Origin of the sequence: Bacillus cereus group sp. BfR-BA-01330, from assembly GCF_022663885.1 — a bacterium.
Classification (GTDB): Bacteria; Bacillota; Bacilli; order Bacillales; family Bacillaceae_G; genus Bacillus_A; species Bacillus_A cereus.
In genome coordinates, this window is record NZ_JAKUGK010000008.1 from 65,409 (window position 1) to 85,715 (window position 20,307).

Consider the following 20,307-nt stretch of genomic DNA (forward strand, 5'->3'; position numbering starts at 1 on the left):
TATGTAATTAGTTCGCTCACTTTGTAGACTGGACAATTCAAGCATCCGGGTGGATGATTCTTTCTTTAGGAATAAAAAACTCTTGAAGTGATTTAGGTTTTATGAAAAGCTAAATCACTTCAAGAGGAGGAGTAATACCGTTAAGGAGATCCCAAGTACTTAATCCAAAAGAATACTCGAAATGCGGATAATCAACTAGGGTAGTAAAGCGCCCACCCCAATTTAAACCAAGTTTTTCTCCTATATACCCCATTTGTTTGAATTTTTTGATGTTACCCCAAGGTATAGAGTTATTTTCATAAGGTGCAGCATCAAATGCCAATCCCCAATTGTGATATGATTCCCCGCCCCGAGCATTTGTAACCTTTTTACCTGGTTGCCATCTTCCTAAAGAAAATAAACGGTCTTGTTCACTCCAGCTCCTAAATGCGGAATATATTCGAACATCTAAGCCATTAGCTTTTGTTACTTGAAGAAACTCTTTAGCCAACATCTCAACATATGGGTGTAAGGAGTGTAAGTGATTAGAGCTAGTATAAAATTCAGATTGAGAATTGGGATTAAACAATTTGTGGCGTGTTCTAGGTGTAATATCTCCAGAAGGGTATAAATTTTGATTTTTTTGGTATTCTTGTATGGCTTGGGTAGTCGATACATTGAATAGCCCATCAAGTTCTCCAAAATAAGTCCCCATAGATTGCAGCTTCTTTTGTATTAATATTACGTTCTCAAACAATGATCTCCATGTGTTAACTTCTACTATTCCATTTGGATTTAATTTATTTTTTTCTTGAAAAATTTTTGTGCATTTATTTGTTTTATCGTCAAAAAAACCGGTAATAGCAAGCTTCTCGTAGTTTACTCCCAAACCGTTTAAATTTAATTGGAGGACTGTTACATAATATCCTGTAGAGCCTAATTTTAAAGTGGGTAAATTCTCCATATTTCACCCCTGGATTTTAGAATACTGTTATTTATTATAGCTGAATTGAACTTTAATATGACCGGTATTAATCGTAGAAGAAATAGCGGTTAATATATTCAGTTTTATTCACTCAACTTGCTAAAAGTAAAGTTACTTTATTTAAATATTTGTAATTATTTTTTCTATTCCTTAAATATAGATTTTAAAGAAGTAATTCAAAAAAAGTGCTTTATAAATCAACTGAAATCTTTAATTCATAACTTTCTTTGTTATAAGTAAGTATAAATTTGAATTACTTAAAATTATCTTTGTAAATAAGGTTATTTAACTTTTATAGTATGTAACAAAAGTGTAACTAGATTAACCTTTTGGATTGAAGAGTTATTTCGGTTAGATTAACAGAAGATAGTGAAAAAATAGAGTTGTTCAAACGTATGTTCCGATGATTTTAGAGAGGATTTGAGCAAGTATAAAATTGAGTTATATAAAATTATCTTTGTAAATAAGGTTATTTAACTTTTATAGTATGTAACAAAAGTGTAACTAGATTAACCTTTTGGATTGAAGGAGTTTTTCGGGTAGATTAGCAGGAAGTGGTCAAGTATTAATAGAGTAGTCCATACTTATTTTTTTAAAAATCTATAGAATCTTTAAAGAAAATAGGCAATTATATGATTTCAAAAAAATAGAGTTGAGCATAATATCATGGATAAAGGGCCTTTTTATTTTGTTTATATACGAGAGTTTTAATATAAATAGGATTTGATGAGAGGAGAGATGAATTTGTATAATTATCCACCATATTCTTCAGGAAATTCTAAACCACCACATTCTATAGCAGGAGTGAGTGATGAAGGTCAGGAAGCTTTTTATCGGCAACCAAGCGGAAAGATATTTGCAAAAATATATGAAAAAGGCACAGAAAGACCGATTAAGGGTGTTAAAGTATCAATTTATAAAATGACAAATGAAGGGCGTATTTTAGCTTCACGACAAAGTGAGGTTATTACTTTATATACGAATGAATTCGGTGAAACAAATACAGTTGCCTTGCCTACACCCCCTAAAGAGAATGCTACCGATCCTTTAGGATCTAAACCTTATTCAGAATATGCAATTTCTATTGAAGCTGCAGGTTATGCACCTGTAGTACTGCGCGGTACACAAATTTTTGAAGATGTTACTGCTATTCAGAAAATGGAACTTATACCTATTAGTGGCGCAGAAGGACGGGATCTTGTTGAAATAATTGATATTCCGGAACATACTTTAATCGGACAATATCCCCAGCAGGAATCCCAACAGGAACTACAAAAAGAACTCGAGACGCAACAAGAGATAAGGGAAGATACCGATAGAGATATTGTAATACCTGAATTTATTACCGTTCACGATGGTCATCCAAATACACCTGCAAGAAATTACAGAATGAGATTTAAAGATTATATAAAAAATGTGGTTGCTTCTGAGGTTTATCCGAATTGGAAAAAAGAAGCATTGTTAGCTAATGCCCTTTGCATTATGACTTTTACATTAAATCGTCTTTATGTAAACCCTTTTAAAGGAAAAGGATTCGACATCACAAGTACTACACAGTTTGATCAAAAGTATACTCATGGAAGAAATACCTTTGAATCTACTGATGATGCAGTGGAGGAGGTATTTAAGCAATATCTTGCAAAGCATGGAGAAAATACACCGTTTTTTACACAATATCGTGATGGGAAAAAGCAAACATGCCTATATGCTAAAAGACCAGGAATGCTATATCAATGGGGAACGTTCTGTCTAGCAGAAAAAGGAATGAGCTATTTGGATATTTTGAAATATTACTATAAAGATATTGAAATCCGTTTGGCGGAATTTATACAAGTCGTCAAATCTTTCCCGGGGAAAATTTTAAAGGAAGGAGATCAAAATCTTGCTGTTGAAACCATTCAAAAGTATTTATTCCATATAAGAAAAAGATATACAGATATTCCAGAAGTAAGAGTAAACGGTACGTTCAATTCAAGTACTACAAATGCAGTTAGGGCTTTTCAAAGACAGTTTCAACTTTCTGAAAATGGTGCTGTAGATGAAATAACTTGGAATAAAATGAATGATATTTATGTGTATGTTACCAATCTCCCTGGCATGTATCCAATTTTACAGAATGGTAGCCAAGGAGAGCTTGTAAGGAGATTACAAAATTTATTGAAGGATTATGGTTTTTACGAAGGACAATTAGATGGTTTTTTTGGACTTGGAACTGAAGTATCAGTGAAAGAGTTTCAGAAGATAAAAAGTTTTACTGTTACGGGAGTAGTGCGTAAGGAACTATGGATGGTCCTTGAAGAGATAGAATATACTATGGGAACTTCCCGAAGGTCTTTAACAAGTAATTCAATTCCACAGCAAACGAATACAGGTTTAAATCTTAAAACACAAGCGCCTTCTCAAAATCAAAATCCAGTATCTATTTATCCCTCTTCTATGACAAATGTGTCCAATTATCAGCAAACACAATCATTCTACAATAATAATAGATATTATCCCTTTTCTTAATTAGTGATGTATGTAAAAGTGACAAGGAGTAATTAAATGAACAGACATAGAGGGAGGACGAATAGATTTGAATGAAAATTATTCTTATCCATTGGATTTAGGACAGCAATTTTATTATCAACCACATCTATTTTTTAATGAAAATCAAATTCATTATGATACACGGCATTCTTATCGGGCATCAACTGGTAAATTAATTGTATCTGTTTATGAAATGAATACAGATAAACCTATTAAGGGTGCAAAGGTATTCATTCGTAAGCAAGAGGATAGTAGTCAAGTTATTGCTACACTCCAAACAAATGACATTGGTTTCACAAGTCCCATTTCTCTATCAGCGCCTCCTAAAGAGTATTCTCAGAATCCTTCAGGACCTAAACCTTATACAGAATATGTCCTTACAATCGAAGCACCTAACTATGGAGTTAAAATAATTAGAGGTGTACAAATCTTTCCGGAAACTACAGCGAAACAAAGAGTGGAAATGGTTCCTGTTAATCGAACAGGAGAACGCCAATTAATTGAAACAATTAATATTCCTCAACATGCATTAACTGAATATTATTTAGAGAGACAACTTCGATCAAACTATCCCCGTTTTTCTCACTTTCCTCAACATGCAAATAGCTTAAACATCCCTCAATACATTATCGTACATGATGGAAATCCTAATGAATTAGCTCCAAGATATAAAGTGGAATTTAAGGAATATGTAAAAAACGTAGCTGCTTCAGAACTTTATCCAACATGGCCAAAAGAAGCTATTAAGGCTAATATAATTTGTATAACATCTTTTGTATTAAATCGTATATATAATGAGCATTATTTGGAAAGAGGGTTTACTATTAGTAGCACTCCTTTGTTTGATCAATCTTATAATTATGGTAGAAGTACTTTTTCTGAAATCGATGATATAGTTGATGAGTTGTTTAATCAATATATTGCAAAACCGTATAGTATCGAGCCAATGTTAATTGTATATAGTAGTGGTATAAGAAATTATTCAAATGAATACTTTTGTAGATGGAGCAGTAAATATCTTGCTGATCAAGGTATGGATTATGTAGGTATTTTAAAGAGCTATTATCCATTAGCTCAAATTTATTTTTTATAATTTAGTAAAAAGGTATTATGTAATTTAGGGGTAAGATGAATTACAAATGGTATATGGATTCAAGTTTATTATTAAAATATAGATAAATCAAAAACCGTAGAAGTAGTTAGGTTCTATGGTTTTTCTGTATATAATTATTAAAAGGTTTATTTTGTTAAAATAAAGAAAACTCCCTCCTAAAAAAGGTAAGGGAGTAAGTATTAAGCTTTTTTAACTTATATTTATTTGAATTATAAAAACTCAAGAAGAACTCAATGAAAAATCAATTTTACGAGCATAGTTAGGAAAATCAACAAGGGGTTTTCTATTCCTTTGAGTGTCTTGAATACTTTGATTTCGATGTCGTTCATATATACTTACTGGAAATTTTCTAAACTTTATTATTAACAATCGCTTTTGTAATTACAATCTTCAACAGGTTTAATTGCATGGCCAGAGTCATCTGTACACCATGACTGTGACTGGAACGCTAAAAAGACAGCTTCCCATTTATCAGTGTCTTTATAATGGAAAAGTACTCCACCATCTTGCCAAATGCCGTCATCTTTTTTAAAACTTCCTACATTTCCTTGGTTCATGTGGACATCATGAATTCCAGGAGGGATTTCTTCACCATATGCATAAATATCAACTTTTGGATTATTTTCAGATGTTTTCATGTAATTTAAAAACTTATCTTGCAAATCGTTATCCTCACCAGGTGCAGTTACTGGAAGTGGGACTAATTTACAACGGTCAAGTAAATTACCTCGAATATAATCAAGCGCAATTTCTCTATTATTACTAGTAATGTTTGTGAAGCCGTAATTTAAGTTAGGTAGGTTTGTAATTTGCTCAGAATGAAAATTTTTACCTGCATAATATAATAACTCTGATGGTTTTTCTTTTGATTTGACATTAATAATAATTTCGTATTCACGGTTATTATTATCTGAGATATTAACTGTAAAATGAGGTGTGCTATCCTGATTGTCAGGAGGGGTATATCCTACAACTTGACCTTTTAAAACTCCATAATTTTTTAACGGCATTGCTAACAGCTCCTAAAAATTTATTTAAACAGAATATAGTATTATCTGTGTTTTGTTTTTTATTCTAAAGTTATATTAATAAAATGGGAGGGAATATTTTTTCTATTAAGAAATTATAATCAATTTATGATTTTCACTTTTCAATATCAGCGGATAGTAGTAATCTTAAGCTGTACGAATATTTTCTAATGACTATTACAGGAACATCAATTACAACAGTAACTGGATCTATCCCCGGTTTGCATGGAGCTTGTATATTAGAAAACGTAACAAGTCTTTTTGGGGGTACTTCTAGTGCCACGCCCTTAGTAGCGGGAATGGCTACTTAAATTATTTCAGCGAATCCAGAATTAACAGCTATAAATATAATTTCTATCTTAAAAAGCACCGTTTCTAAATTAAAGACGCCACCAAGTCCATTTGATAAAGGAGCATTTATTGATATTGGAAGTAGTGATGGAACATGAAGTCCCTTGGTTTGGGCATGGTAGAGTGGATGTATTCAATGCGGTGAACGAAGCTTTATAAATTAAATAATGTTTGTAAAATATCCTTTAATAAGTATTGGTACAAAAAGTGGTAGAAAAAAATAGATTTGCTGCTATAAGTAGAAGATATAGTGAAGGGTAAAAATTTAGGTACGATGCTGAAAAAAACTATAAGATTTTATTTTTATTATTAATATCAAGTCAGGAATAAAGTGAGTGTTTATAGTTAGTTGCATAATTAAAATCCACCTCAAAAATGACTCTTTTTTAAGAACGTTTTTAATTTATTCACTATAATTTTATAATAGCATATACAATTACAAAACCGGAATAATTGCTATATAATAATATCCGTTTCTAGTTTGTTACAGCTTTCTACAAAGGCAGGGGAACTAACTTATAACTTTCAAGTGCATGTTGAATTTCTCTTTAAGGTAATAAAGGTATATTAAATTTTAATCATATAATAATAGATGAATTGAAAAAGATATGGGGATGCTAACTTATTTTAAGCATTTTTAAAATTTAGATCTTGATAATCTCAAAGCATATAAATTGTATGAATTTCAAACATAAAGAACAAATTAATAGAGATGTTATAAACTACTATCACGAAAGGGTGTAATTTATGCATACAAAACGTTGTTCGCATAAGAAATGTCAATGCTTTATTGTTCCAACCTATATTCTGGAGAATTTAGCACAAAACGATATAGAAGCCGCACGAATTAGTTTAGCAAAAAGTCGCCAAATTCGAAAACGTAGAAGCTTGAAAGAATATGATATTAATGGGGTTGTCGCTTTAACTGATGCTGGAGCAGGACCTAAAGGTGAATCTGCACGCCATGTATATGATTGTAATGGTGGAAGAGACCTTCGAGTTAAAGAGGTTAGAACAGAAGGCGATAGATCAATTGGGGATAACGCAGTTAACCATGCGTATGATTATGCTGGTATAGTACGTGATTATTACAAAAATGTGTTCCACCGTAATTCTATTGATAACAATGGTCTTGATCTCATTTTGAATGTTCATTTTGGTCATAACTATCAAAATGCTTTTTGGGACGGGGATGAAATGGTGTTTGGTGATGGGGATGGAACTATTTTTACTAGTTTTACAGATTCACTTGATGTTATAGGGCACGAACTAACACATGGAATTACTCAATTTACTAATGGTTTAGAATACGATGGACAGTCTGGAGCTTTGAATGAACATATTTCGGACGTGTTCGGAATTGCAATTAAGCAATCTTATTTAAAGCAAACGGCAAAAGATGCGGATTGGTTAATTGGTGCTGATATAATGGGACCAACATTAAAAGGACAAGCACTTCGTTCAATGAAAGCACCTGGCACTGCATTTGACAATAAACTAATGGGTAAGGATATGCAACCAGATCATATGAAAAATTATTATCAAGGATCTCAGGATAACCACGGAGTTCATATAAATAGTGGTATACCAAATAAAGTGTTTTATCTTGTATCTATGGAAATTGGAACAGATAAAGCAGCTTTAATATGGTATAATGCAATGCACAACTTATTTGCAACTACTAATTTCAATCAATTTACGCAAATTGTAACTAAAGCAGCACAAAAACTTGTAGATAGTGGCCAAGTTCCGCAAACAGCTGCAAAAACAGTAGAATCAGCTTTTAAATCGGTCGGTTTACCTTCTTAATCAGATTTTGTATCATGAAGGGAGGGCTAATATGCATATTAAATTTAGTTGTACCGGGGGGCTTGCTAACCTCCACATAACCTTTCAGACGGATACGACGGATTTACCAGAGGAACAAGCTAAGGAATTAATTAATTTAATTCAACAATCTAATCTTTTATATCTTAAACCAAGTGAAGTAAATGGGGCTGCTATCCAAGGAGCGGATGCTTTTTCTTATGAGTTAGGAATAACAGACGATGAGAAGAATGTATCCTTTTCAGTAAACGATTTGACAGCTTCAAAAGATATGCTCCCCGTTTTAGATTATTTACGCAATTTAGCTATTAAAGAAAAGATGAAAAAATAATAAAAAAACCAAATTCTCAATTAGAATTTGGTTTTTTTATTATTAACAACATCTATGTAATTTTAAAATTTATCTACTAAGCATACGTGGTGAAAAAATGTGTTATTATGTATTTTTTACATGGTAACATAAAGGTGGAATCGAATAAATATACCTTATTTAAATGTCGTAGTCGTAATAAAAGTCCAGCAAAATAAAATTGCTGAACTTTTATTCTTTATTCTTTCCTATTCTTCCTAAACTATCTTTAATAGTTGTTTCCCCAAGTTGAGTATATAACAATGCTGTATCTTGACTAGTATGTCCAAGTTGCTGCATCACTTGTAAAGAGTCTTTCTCCTCCATGTATAACTTATTTGCCAATGTATGTCTTAATTTATGAGGAGACATTCTTTTTCCATAGGCCTTAGTATATTTTTCTACTATATCTTGGATGGCCCTAACTGATAGAGGCTGTGCAGTATGTTTATACTTCGATAAAAACACATTTTTTAATTCTTTTCCTGGAGCATATTTGTTATCTCTGATTTCCATATACTTTTCAAGATCATTCAATGCAATTGGGGTAATCCATACAGAATCTTCTTTGTTTCCTTTTCGGATTACATCAATTAGTCTTTCTTTTAAGTTTATATCTTCTATACGTAGATCGGCTAATTCGCTTACTCGAATACCACTACCAAGAAAGAGGGAGAGAATAGCTACATCACGATCTTTATCTCTTAGGAAATAGAATAACTGATGTTTTGTTAAAGATTTTTCATGTTCATATTTAACGTAATTTAAAAATTCTTGATCGTCATCATTATGGAATATTTTAGATCTCATACGTTTTGCACGAGCATTTAATGTTTCTTTATCTTTATGTATTTCAATTTTGGCCATTACATTTCTATAAAAATAACATTCTCCTTCATCATTCTCTGATAGGGAAGTAAGGTACTTGAATAAAGACTTTAAGGCTGAAATTTTTCTATTAACAGAGGAATTCTGCATGTTTTGTTGTAGTTTTAGAAACCTCATGAAGTTCTCAACATCTTTTTTCTTTAAATTCTCCAAATCAGAGAAGGATATGTCTTTAATGGGCTTAAATTCAATAATTTGCTCGGATAATAGCCAGTTAAAGAAGACTCTAAAATCATATACATAATTCAGTAGGGTGGAGGGAGAGGCATCATGCAATTCTTTGTACTCCACAAATTCTTCTATGTAAAAGGGCATTTCATTTAGATTTTCGTATAATTTTTTACGATGTACGGATTTTTGACGTTGCTTACTGTAATCCATAAAAATCACCTCATATATACTATAACAGAAAATGATAGCGAACACAAGTTCGCATTAAATTCAATTTTTACACAAACTTATTTACATAATTAAATTATGAAATACTAAAATATGTTCAAAACTGAATGGTATAGTGTAGTTAGTCAAATGAAAATTATAGCTAACTAAGTGATAAATTTGCATAAGACCATAAAATTCAGTGAAAAAACTACATATAAATGTATATAAAATAAAAAATTTTTATATATAAATTCATACAAAAAATCAATATATGAAAACAGTTTAAAATTCGTTATCTAACATGAATTGGTTAATTTAATCATGTTTATAAGGAGTTAAATAGATCAACATAAGAAAAAATCTTATATAGTAAAAGGTAATTTACTATGAATATTTTCAATGAATTGTTCAGTATTTAATGATTCCTATATAAAATATGAATTATATAGAAACATACCAATATACTGAGATTCATGCAATTGAGCTAGAAATCCCTAAATACTGTATTAGATTTTTATTTATATATCTTATTGTTCGTAAAATTGGTATTTCGTGCGAAGTTATAACGTGTTTGTTTTTCACCTCTTCATATTAACTTTTATTCTCATCAAACAAAATACGTCATTCACTTTCCGCTTCATCAGCCTGAATATCTTTTAGTTTCAGATACATTCAACTATACATATTGATATTGATTACATGATTATAGGACATAACCAGTATATAAATACAAAACAATTTAATCACCTAAGACTAAATGGATTGTCTTAGCAATTTGTTTCACATAAAAACATCTGAAAATCTATTAAAAAAAGATAGCAAATTATTTGCTATCTTTTCTATTTCTTAGCTATTATTCAGGTTGTGGAAAGCAAAATTGTTCTATAATCAACTCCGCTAGTTCTTCAATGATAATTTCCCAGTCATTATTCTCATTTAAATTTAATATAGTTGGAACTAACAGTTCGAAATTCGCATCTCCTTTACCGTGAACTTTGCTATTACGAAATTCATATAAATTCTTTGTGAATTCTTTTTTATCTGCTTGATTACTAATTAATCCCTTTGATAAAGCTAACTTTAATATCGGTTCCATATTTTCTAAATTATTTATCAATGTACCTAATAAATCAATCTCATTATCCTTATATACTTTAGTAATTTTATTTAGTATTAGATCAAGATTCTTGTCGTCGTTGTAATTTTTAATATATTCTTCAAATTCATTTTTTCTATTAATAACAAAAAAGTGCTCTATCACTTTATAAAAACTTAAAAAATCTCTTTTTTGTTTTCCCTCGTTAAAAAATGCTAGCGCTTCTGGGTATTTACCCACTTTAAAACTTTTATCAATTTCTTTTTCCACTTTTTCATCTGTTAATTCAATATCTTGGTAATAGTTGTGCGCGTATAAATACTTATAAATTTGTGGATAATCACCCACATACTCTGATGGAGCGTGTTTATGTATTAAATACATTGCATTTTGAAGATAGCTTTCTAACTTTTCTTTATTAATATTTCTCAATTTAATAGTATGGATTTGTTTTTGTTTAAAATGTATATCTTGTTTAAAATGATGAAACATCACTTTAAATAATTCACTCGGTTCTCCTATTTCAAATTTCACATCATCAATATTAAAATTCGACATCTCTACACCTGAACATTCATCTTCAATTTTAGAATATGAAAATAAAAATTCAGCATAAGTATCTACCTGAAAACCCTTAGCTTTAAAAAACATAATTTTATTATCTAATTCATAATTATAGTCTTGAAAAAAACGTGCTACCCATAAAAACTGTGTTCCGTTTAATATCCTGCTGGGTATAATGAGATTTTTACGTTTAATTGCGATTTTCACTTTCGAATTTACTTCTTCCCATTCAAATATATCCTTATCATCCTTTATAATTTTAATAATCCCTTCTTCAATATAACCTTTGTAATAGTCTTTTAAACAATCAAAAACTACAACAGCACTAACATTTGCCATCTATTCATCCCCTTTTAAACATACATTCTTTGCCTTTAGACTTCTTATATTTAAATATCATTTTATTCAAATAACATTTAATAAAATATAACTCTTATATATAATTTAAAAAATAAAGAATCACCTAATAATAATAATAATAATATGTTATTAGGTATCATTACTATTAAAGAACCATTATTCAGATTATGAATAACAAAATTGTAATATAACCAACCCAGCTAGGTTTTCTATAATAATTTCCCACTCCATACTATCATCTAAGTTTAATATAGCAGGTACAATTAATTTGAAACTTTTTTCTTTTTTACCATGAACCCTACTATTACGATAATCGTATAATTTATTTGCAAATTCTGTTTTATCATCTTGTTTACTAATCAATCCCTTTGAAAAAGCTAACTCTAATATCGGTTCTATATTCTCAATTTTATTAATTAATTTTTGTATTAATTCACGCTCTTTCTCACCGTAAATGCCTGAAATATTATTAATCATTCTATCTAGATTTTTGTCCCTATTATAAGCTGTAATATAAGCTTCAAGATCATCTTTCCTATTAATAATAAGGAAGTATTCTAATACTTTATAGTAGCTTAAAAAATCCCTTTTTTGCTTTCCTTCGTTATAAAAGGCTATTGGATTAGCGTATTTTCCCATTCTAAAATTATTACTTACTTCACCCTCTATTATTTCCTCGATTTCCTTAATATAGTCATGAGTATATAAATACTGATAGACATGTGGATAATCACCCACCAAATTTGATGGAGCATTTTTATTTATAATATACATGGCATTTTGAAGATAGACTTCTATCATTTCTTTATTTATATTTTTTAACTTAATTGTGTGAAAATCTTCCCATTCAAAATGTTCTTCCTTTGAAATATGATGAAATAACACTTTAAATAGTTCACTTGGTTCTCCTATTTCAAATTCCACATCACCAATTTTAAAATTTTTCATCTCTGAATCAGGCAATTCGTTTTGAATTTTTTCGTATCTAAATAGAAATTCCGCAGTATTAGTTATGTAGAAACCCTTAGCCTTAAAGAACGTTAATTTTCGATTATCCAATCCAAAATTATAGTTTTTCAAATCTTGCCATAGAGTAAATTCTTTAAATGGCGCTATCACTTTTCTGTTGGAAGGTACAAGATTCTTACGTTCAATAGCGATTTTTATATCTGATTTCATCTCTCTCAAAACGAATATATCGTTTGTATCTTTTAAAACCTCAATTATTTCTTCTTCAATTAATCCTTGATAAAAATCTTTTAGGCATTTAAAAATCTCAACAGCATCAACAGTTTTCATTTATTCATCCCCTTTTAAACATACATTCTTTCCCAGTATACTCTATTGTAATGTTGACCTCGAAAGAGTGGTCTTTATCTTTCATTTTGCAGCTTTCCAACTAAACACGAGTATACAAATACTATAATATATTTAAATATGAAATAATATAATACCTCATAACAACAGGTTATGAGGTATTATTTTCTAATGCAGAGTTATTGTTTAGGTTGCGAAAAACAAAATTGTAGTATAACCAATTCCGCTAGATTTTCTATAATAATTTCCCATGCATTATCATCAAAGCTTAATATTTCAGGGAATGATAATTTGTATTTTGTACCTCCTTTTCCATGTACCTTACTATTACGAATTTTATATAATTCGTCCGCAAATTCTGTCTTATCATCTTTATCACGTATTAAATCGTTTGCAAAAGCTAAATTTAATAGTGGTTCTATATGTTTTATTTTGTATATTAGTTTTTCTAATAGTTCAATCTCTTTAACTGTGCTTTTATCCTTGTTATTTGTTTTCGTACTCCGTTCAAAATCGTTTTGTCTACTAATAATATAGAAGTATTCTATTACTTTATAAAAGCTTAAAAAATCTCTTTTTTGTTTCCCTTCATTAAAAAAAGCCATTGGTTCTGTGTATTCTCCCAGCCTAAAACTAAGATCCATTTCATCCTCTAATATCTCTTCGGGTTCTATAAAATAATCATGAGTATACATATACTCATAGACTTGTGGGTAATCACTTACCAAATCTGATGGGGCACACTTATGTATTATAAACATTGCATATTGAAGATACTGTTCTAGTGATTTTGGTTCGTTTTTCTCATCTTCATCTAGATTTTTCAATTTAATCGTGTATATATTTTCCCAGTTAAAATCGTCATCATATGATAAATGATGAAACATTACTTTAAACATGTCACTCGGCTTACCGATTTCAAATTCCACATTTTTAATGGTAAACTTGACCATCGGATGTTCTGGGTATTCACTTTCAATAAGAATGTAACGAAAAAGAAATTCCGCAGAATTCTTGATCCGAAAACCTTTGTTTTTATAAAAATCTATTTTTTTATTATCTAATTCATAATTATAATTTTGAAACATACGGCTCACCTGATACATTTTCCAAGGTCTTCTTACTTCTATGGGTGAAATAAATTTCCCAAGACTAATCGCTATTTTATATCCTGATTCTTGTTCTACCCAAACAAGCTTTTCATTATCATCTTTTACAATTTTAATAATTCCCTCTTCAATAAAACTATTATAATACTCTTTTAAACACTGAAAAACTTCAATTTCGCTTAGAACTTTCATATTTCCATCTCCTTATTAGAAAAAATATCCAATACTTATTATACACTAAGTAAAATTTTGTTTTGAAAGAGAGATTTTAATTTATTTAGTGTATGCCTAGGATATTCAGAAAAAAATTTAACCATCTAAAGTCAACAAATAAAAGAATACCTCATAACAACTTGTTATAAGGTATAATTCATCACGTTTTATCTATTATTTACGAGTTTGATTCTTTCATATAAAGTTGCATTAAAATCACCTATATAGTCTCTTATATCTTGCAAAGTTTGATGTCTGATTAAATAGATTTTATCTTCAATCTTTCTTCCGTAAAAGAAATCATTGTGCGATAATTCATCGTTTCCTGTTGTTAATGTAATCACGATAAATCCAATTATTTGTTGAATCGTATTTGACGACAGGTTATCACCATGTATAGACAATTTTAGTTCATTTATTTCCCTTTCTATATCGTTTATATCAACCTTTGCTTTGAATTCGTTAGAAAGTTGACGTACCCCCTTTAGCGCTTGGTGTTTTATCATGTATATTTTCCCGTTATATCTTTTACCGTAAAAAATATCTTTGTGTGACAGTTCACTCTCATATAAAAATAAGGTGATGGCACATATTTGCTCAATCTCATGGAAAGTAAAATCGAATTTTGAGTGTCCATAGTAACATATACCCATTGTTTTAATTTCTTCATCCAAATTTCCACAGGATAAAATCGTATTGAAATCATTCATGCAAACCTCTCCTTACCTTATATTTTAGATATGTTCAGATACGTGTTTAGCATGAACTACCCTTCTCTTTCTCTTATTCTTTCGCCTGTGATACTGTTTTACCAATCATGTAATCGAAGACTTTTTGCGCTTGGCTTGCAGCGCGCACCACTAGATTCTTATCATTTTTGAGTGCTTGTAACCAGTCATTAATATAAGCAGCGCTATTATCGATTGTTTGAGAGGTCCCAACGTGGTGACACAACATCGCAGTTCCCACTTCGGCAACTAATTCCTCTTTTGAATAAGTTTCATCTCGCTTTAAGCGAGATGAAAGTCCTGTTGAATGAATACATTCATGAAATACAATACTGTAATAGTGTTCTGGTTCACTAAACCTATTTAAGAACGGCATATGAACACTATTATTTACTGGAACATAATACGCATCACCAAGGTGATGTTTGTACTTAGGTGCCCCTTCTCTTGTTAAATGTCCTTCTAAGACAGCTTCCGCTTCTTTTATTGGTTCATGTTCTTTTCGAAGAGGCAGTTTGCTTTCTAAACCTGTTACTTGTGTATTGATATTAAAAACTTGGTAATAGCGTAGAAGAGGTTTTACTCTAGTACCTTCTTTTTTTTTGTATTTTTTTGCTTTTTCTTTCCTTTTTTAATCGGTTTTTCATCTTCATCTACTTCTATCTTCTTAAAGAAACAAGCTATTTGATGCCTCGCACTCGTTCACCAGCATCACTAATTTGTTTGAACGTAGCATATCCTCCAAGGTCTAGTAACCAAACATTTATCCCTCTATATGGTATTTGTGTCACCCATTTGACCGCTTGCTCACTAACCCATTCTTTTCTCTATGGTACAATGTCTTTTTCTAATTTCTCCATAATTGTCTTTGGTTATGTTTAGACCGGGATGGCAAAAGACTTAATGAATTACCTAAATTTGATTGGTAAACATAGATTATAAATTAAAAACACACCGTTACAAATATGTAACAGTGTGTTTTCCTATTTGCTATTTGGTGCCTTCAAGTCCCTCTGTATTACTAATCGTATGATACAAAGGTGCCAATATTTTAGCTATTTCAAAAGCTGTATCCGCTATGTTCTCCGCTGTTTTAATGCGAGAATCATTGGGAGAAAAGTTGCAAAGCAAGTACGATTCAACTCCTTCTGCGTCATTCTTGGCATAGAAGGACATAAAATCTTTTGGGTCTTCTTCATCAATAAAGAAATCTACTTTTACAACATTTTCATTAGGTTCATAAATCCTCCATTTAAATCCATTCCATTTTAATAGTTTGAAACATTCTTCAATCGCCTCCTGCACTTCAGGTTGATAGAGTTTTTCATGAAAATATTCACGATCCATAGCCCCATTTGCAATAGAATGAAAGATGTTAATAAAAACACCTTCCCCACGTATACCAACTTGAATATTAGCATGTAGATACAATTTATCTGCTTCTTTGGTTTTACTCCAGTACGCTCCTTTTCCTTTGTAACTGGAGAGTACCTTAGGACTTTTTCCATATCGGATTCCAAGCCAAGACACACGGTTTCGATTACTATCATTAGGAATGATTCCAGATAAGATAAAATCTTCATTACGATGTGGATGTAAATCCAATTCTTTCATTCTTTCTTTAACAAGTGAGTGTATATGTAAAAGCTTAATTTTCACTCGTTCTCGTTGCTTATGAATTGACTTGAGCTTCATATTGCGATTAAAGAACACCGCGAAATCTTCATATTGAAAATAATAATCCTGCAAGTCATAAGTCCCGCTATCAAACGGATCTTGTTCCATTTTTTTCGGGCGTATGCTGCGTGTTAATTTATTCTTCGCTTTTTTCCATTCTGCAAACACACTTTCTAAGTCCTCATAGTGTTTAACAGTTTCTGCTGTCACTTTCTCACAATAGGCCTGAAGCTGTTTAAAATACGTGTCAAGTGGGTATGTCATGTTCCCTGTTACAGGTTGCAGGCTATTGAATTCAGTGTTTTTTTCATAACCACCTCTTGTAAAGTTGCTGCTTCCATGGCAAACAAACGGATTCTTCCCCTTAAAATAATAAACCTTTGCGTGCAGGAATGGTTCTTCTATGATATAAACCTCAGCAATCTCCATTGTTTGTTTCAGTAGTTCTCCTGGTCGATTCATTGTAAATTCCTGCGAGAGATATAGCTTAATATCTTGCTTAGAAAGTCCCCACTTTTTTGACCACTCTTTTAGTAATCCAAGTCCATATGTAGAATAGTAAGCCGTTGCAATCTGTAATTCTGTTACTTCCTTTACTTTCGCATTAATGTCTTGTTGTAAGTCAAAGCCATCCCATAAAAAACGTATATCCTCCATCATTTCACCCCTTGAACAATTTCAGCCTTTTAGATTATGATACTACGAGGTTTAGCATACGAAAAGATAGTAGAATTTTAGGTTCTGTTGCAAGGTTTTCTAAATGAGACTACACTTTAGAAAAAAGGGTAAGAAGAATCACAAATGCGATATTTTAAAGGGAAACAATTCAAAAAGGATATTATTTTGGTATCCATCGGCTACTACTGTCGTTTTTCTTTAAGCTATCGCGATGTATCTGAGATTCTACAAGAACGAGGGGTTTCCGTTCACCCTACAACAATCATGCGTTGGGTGCATAAATATGGCAATCTGATTTATCAAATTTGGAAAAAGAAAAACAAAACTGCACACCATGCTTGGCATTTAGATGAAACGTACATCAAAGTTAAAGGGGATTGGTGTTATCTTTATCGTGCAATTAATGGAGATGGGTATACCTTGGATCTCCACTTCGTAGAATACGCGATCATCAAGCAGCGTTTTGCCAAATCTTCTGGATTCCAAAATATTCGTCATGCTTCACGTACCATAAAAGGGATTGAAACGATTCAGGCCATTTATAAACAAAGACGAAGTCTTGAATCAGACTCCGTCTTTTCAGTGTACAAAGAACTACAGCAATTAGTAGCCATTGCTGAAAGTCTATTCCAAATCTATAGACCTCTCTATATTTTTTCCAACTTTGCAACAGAACCTGTATTCTTCTTTAATTGGTCTTTCGATCAAGGACGGTTAAGAAAGTGAACTTTATCTTTATGAAAAGCTCACTCTTAAAAAACGACAAATAAAAATTTAATGCTTCTAATATCTTCCCAAACTGTATTGACTTTCATTAATAATCCTTACAATAAGATTTTAATAAAATATTTTATCAAATAAAAAATTATGTTGATATTTATTACCAACTATATAATATTAAAGAAAACAGTATCTTTTTATACATTAAAAGGGGGATGGAAAAATGTATATAATTGAATCATCGGATTACCCAAAGATAAGAGACTGGGATACAAAAGTTTTCTCCATGCCAAAAATACCACGTAGTTCAAAGGGTTATGCGGAATCATTAAAAATGATATTAAATGCACTAAAAGAAAAAAAACCATATAACAAGACAATTTACATCGATGGGAGCAATAGGCAAGACACATTAGAACGGCTATTAATTTTTTTACGTCCTACTGGTATTGTTAAAAAAAAATTAAACGGCGATTGGGAAATGTCGGACGAAATTTCTAAATGGTTGGATACATCGGATAATTTATACTTAGCTGCTATCTTAAATGCTAACATTAGATTTTTTTCAGAAATTCTCAATATATTATCTAAAAATCCTGCACAAATACAACAAATAAGGGACATTGCTCTAAACGATTACAAATTGCCTTGGAAAGAAAAATCTGAAATACATAATAGATTAGGTTGGCTTCGAGATTTAGATCTAATCAATTATGAAGATTTTTCATATATATATAGAATCACTGAATTGGGTAAAAAATTTTTAAGTTCAGTAGGCTATTTTAATCACGAAGATATAGTAGTTGACATCGATAGTACAATCCCAGAAACAGAAGTTCCAATATCAGAATGGGCGTTAGAGTTATGTAAGTTAACTGATGAAGAAAAGATACAAAGGAAGAACGGAATAGGGTATTTTCCCGGTAATATTAACACAATGCATGAAACCGCTTATTCCTATTTATTATTAATGGATAATTCAACTGAAATCCAAACAATTATTAATTACTCCGCCGAAACATATGATATAAAAGAAAGTTCGGTTGGGTCTCTTCTTTCGACACTATCAAATCTAGACTTTATTGAAAAAAAATCTAAAACACAGTACCGAACAACTCGCTTAGGGAAAAAATTCCCTACTGAAAATTTTGAAATGGATTTTGCCTGTTGTGTTAATAATAAATTTAACTTTGTATTTGAAATATTAGCTGAACTTCACCAAGAAAAATTAAGCATCAAACAACTCGCTGCACGTGGAAAAGTTTCTTATAATTTTTCATATAAAAACACAAGCGAGCTGAGCAAAAGATTACATATTTTACAAAACGCTAAATTAATTCAGGAAATAGGTACGGAATTGTATGGTTTAACAAATCGTGGGACAAATTTTTATGAATTAATAAAAGGTAATTTATCAATAAACACAGTAGAAATTGCGCAAACTGGAAATTCCATTATCACAAATGAAAATTCCAGTAGTTATGTAGATAAATGTTTAAATGAAATACGATTAGCTTCTAACGATTCGTCAAATCCTGAGCGTTTTGAAAAGGCTTTAGAAGTAGGGTTTAGCCTATTAGGGTTTAATGTTAAACATTTTGGTGGTTCAGGTAAAACGGACATTCTTCTTCATGCACCAACCGCTCCGAAATTTGCTTACTCTGTAACTGTAGATGCAAAAGCAACTTATCATAGTGTAGTTTCAGAGGGCTCAATAGATTTTGATACTATAGTTGAACATAAAAACAAGCATGAAGCAAATTATGCTGCAATTGTAGGGATTAGTTTTCAAGGAACTCGTTTAATCGATCGAGCTATAAATCGAGATGTAGTTTTAATTGATGTTGACTCATTGCAAATATTAATTAGATGGCATGTCGAAGTGCCCTTAAATTCAGATTCCTACAAAAAGATATTTTTACAGAAAGGATTGGTAAATTTAAGTGTCCTTGAAGAAGATCGAAATAAAATCATTAGAGAAGGACTACTGCTTCAAGCAATAATTAAATGCTTATCCGAGCAAAGTAGTGACCCATTTACCAAAGGAATTGTACAAGCACGTGAAATATATTTATTGTTGAAAAATGACGAACAATTCAATACCCCACCTGATTTGAATGAAATACAATTTATGTTAGATTTCCTTTCTTCTCCTTTAATCGGGTGTGTTGGAGTAACAAAAGAAGGGTATTATGCATTAGGTTCTTTAAATGACGCAGCACAAAAGTTTGATTTTTATTTAAAAGCCTGTAATAGTAGTAACACAAAAAGCTAGGGTTTTACCTTAGCTTTTTATATCTACTTAATTGCAATTTTCTTTCCTATTTTATAATTTTCGATTTGGTTCTGTTGCAAAGTTGGAAAAAATATAGAGAGGTCTATAGATTTGGAATAGACTTTCAGCAATGGCTACT

At 31.0% G+C, this 20,307-nt stretch carries 15 protein-coding genes and 2 pseudogenes; 6 read left to right on the plus strand and 11 right to left on the minus strand.

What is annotated here, in order from left to right:
- Window positions 1–109: 109 nt before the first annotated feature.
- On the minus strand, window positions 110–943 hold the full coding sequence (locus tag MR112_RS22185) for a peptidoglycan-binding protein (protein WP_242245338.1): 834 nt from the start codon (window positions 941–943) through the stop codon (window positions 110–112).
- Between the two features lie 765 nt (window positions 944–1,708).
- On the opposite strand from MR112_RS22185, the gene MR112_RS22190 reads away from it, so the two are divergent.
- Both MR112_RS22190 and MR112_RS22195 read left to right on the plus strand, forming a co-directional pair.
- Window positions 1,709–3,472, plus strand: a complete 1,764-nt coding sequence (locus tag MR112_RS22190) for a peptidoglycan-binding protein (RefSeq protein ID WP_242245339.1) — start codon at window positions 1,709–1,711, stop codon at window positions 3,470–3,472.
- A gap of 67 nt (window positions 3,473–3,539) precedes the next feature.
- The gene (locus MR112_RS22195) at window positions 3,540–4,586 is read left to right on the plus strand and encodes a SpoIID/LytB domain-containing protein (protein ID WP_242245340.1); all 1,047 of its coding nucleotides are present in this window, start codon (window positions 3,540–3,542) and stop codon (window positions 4,584–4,586) included.
- 240 nt (window positions 4,587–4,826) lie between these two features.
- On the opposite strand, the pseudogene MR112_RS22200 reads toward MR112_RS22195, so the two are convergent.
- Together MR112_RS22200 and MR112_RS22205 are read right to left on the minus strand one after the other, a co-directional pair.
- Window positions 4,827–4,955, minus strand: a pseudogene (locus MR112_RS22200) (endonuclease I); the annotation flags it as partial.
- A 14-nt stretch (window positions 4,956–4,969) separates the two neighbouring features.
- Window positions 4,970–5,617, minus strand: coding sequence for a YukJ family protein (locus MR112_RS22205; protein ID WP_025118722.1), 648 nt, complete (start codon window positions 5,615–5,617; stop codon window positions 4,970–4,972).
- Between the two features lie 1,116 nt (window positions 5,618–6,733).
- Between MR112_RS22205 and MR112_RS22210 the strand changes: the two genes are divergently transcribed.
- A complete protein-coding gene (locus MR112_RS22210; RefSeq protein WP_242245341.1) occupies window positions 6,734–7,795 on the plus strand; it encodes a M4 family metallopeptidase in 1,062 nt (353 codons plus the stop codon).
- A gap of 31 nt (window positions 7,796–7,826) precedes the next feature.
- A complete protein-coding gene (locus tag MR112_RS22215) occupies window positions 7,827–8,144 on the plus strand; it encodes a protealysin inhibitor emfourin (protein ID WP_242245342.1) in 318 nt (105 codons plus the stop codon).
- A 210-nt stretch (window positions 8,145–8,354) separates the two neighbouring features.
- Here MR112_RS22215 and xerS read toward each other — a convergent pair whose 3' ends face one another.
- The 8 genes from xerS to MR112_RS22255 form a co-directional block, all read right to left on the minus strand.
- The gene (gene xerS / locus MR112_RS22220; protein ID WP_088045664.1) at window positions 8,355–9,431 is read right to left on the minus strand and encodes a tyrosine recombinase XerS; all 1,077 of its coding nucleotides are present in this window, start codon (window positions 9,429–9,431) and stop codon (window positions 8,355–8,357) included.
- Window positions 9,432–10,284: 853 nt separating this feature from the next.
- Complete coding sequence (locus MR112_RS22225; RefSeq protein ID WP_242245343.1) at window positions 10,285–11,430, minus strand: hypothetical protein; 1,146 nt, start codon at window positions 11,428–11,430, stop codon at window positions 10,285–10,287.
- A gap of 186 nt (window positions 11,431–11,616) precedes the next feature.
- Window positions 11,617–12,750 (minus strand): hypothetical protein, encoded by a 1,134-nt coding sequence (locus MR112_RS22230; RefSeq protein WP_242245344.1) that lies wholly within the window; start codon window positions 12,748–12,750, stop codon window positions 11,617–11,619.
- Between the two features lie 197 nt (window positions 12,751–12,947).
- Window positions 12,948–14,069 (minus strand): hypothetical protein, encoded by a 1,122-nt coding sequence (locus MR112_RS22235; protein ID WP_242245345.1) that lies wholly within the window; start codon window positions 14,067–14,069, stop codon window positions 12,948–12,950.
- Between the two features lie 188 nt (window positions 14,070–14,257).
- A complete protein-coding gene (locus tag MR112_RS22240) occupies window positions 14,258–14,800 on the minus strand; it encodes a hypothetical protein (RefSeq protein WP_242245346.1) in 543 nt (180 codons plus the stop codon).
- A 73-nt stretch (window positions 14,801–14,873) separates the two neighbouring features.
- Window positions 14,874–15,194 (minus strand): zincin-like metallopeptidase domain-containing protein, encoded by a 321-nt coding sequence (locus MR112_RS22245; RefSeq protein ID WP_242245347.1) that lies wholly within the window; start codon window positions 15,192–15,194, stop codon window positions 14,874–14,876.
- A gap of 304 nt (window positions 15,195–15,498) precedes the next feature.
- On the minus strand, window positions 15,499–15,609 hold the full coding sequence (locus MR112_RS22250) for an ArdC family protein (RefSeq protein WP_242245348.1): 111 nt from the start codon (window positions 15,607–15,609) through the stop codon (window positions 15,499–15,501).
- Between the two features lie 199 nt (window positions 15,610–15,808).
- Window positions 15,809–17,152, minus strand: a complete 1,344-nt coding sequence (locus MR112_RS22255) for a phospholipase D-like domain-containing protein (protein ID WP_242245349.1) — start codon at window positions 17,150–17,152, stop codon at window positions 15,809–15,811.
- A 144-nt stretch (window positions 17,153–17,296) separates the two neighbouring features.
- On the opposite strand from MR112_RS22255, the pseudogene MR112_RS28965 reads away from it, so the two are divergent.
- Together MR112_RS28965 and MR112_RS22265 are read left to right on the plus strand one after the other, a co-directional pair.
- Window positions 17,297–17,788, plus strand: a pseudogene (locus MR112_RS28965) (IS6 family transposase); the annotation flags it as partial.
- 328 nt (window positions 17,789–18,116) lie between these two features.
- A complete protein-coding gene (locus MR112_RS22265) occupies window positions 18,117–20,168 on the plus strand; it encodes a hypothetical protein (protein ID WP_242245350.1) in 2,052 nt (683 codons plus the stop codon).
- Window positions 20,169–20,307: the final 139 nt, after the last annotated feature.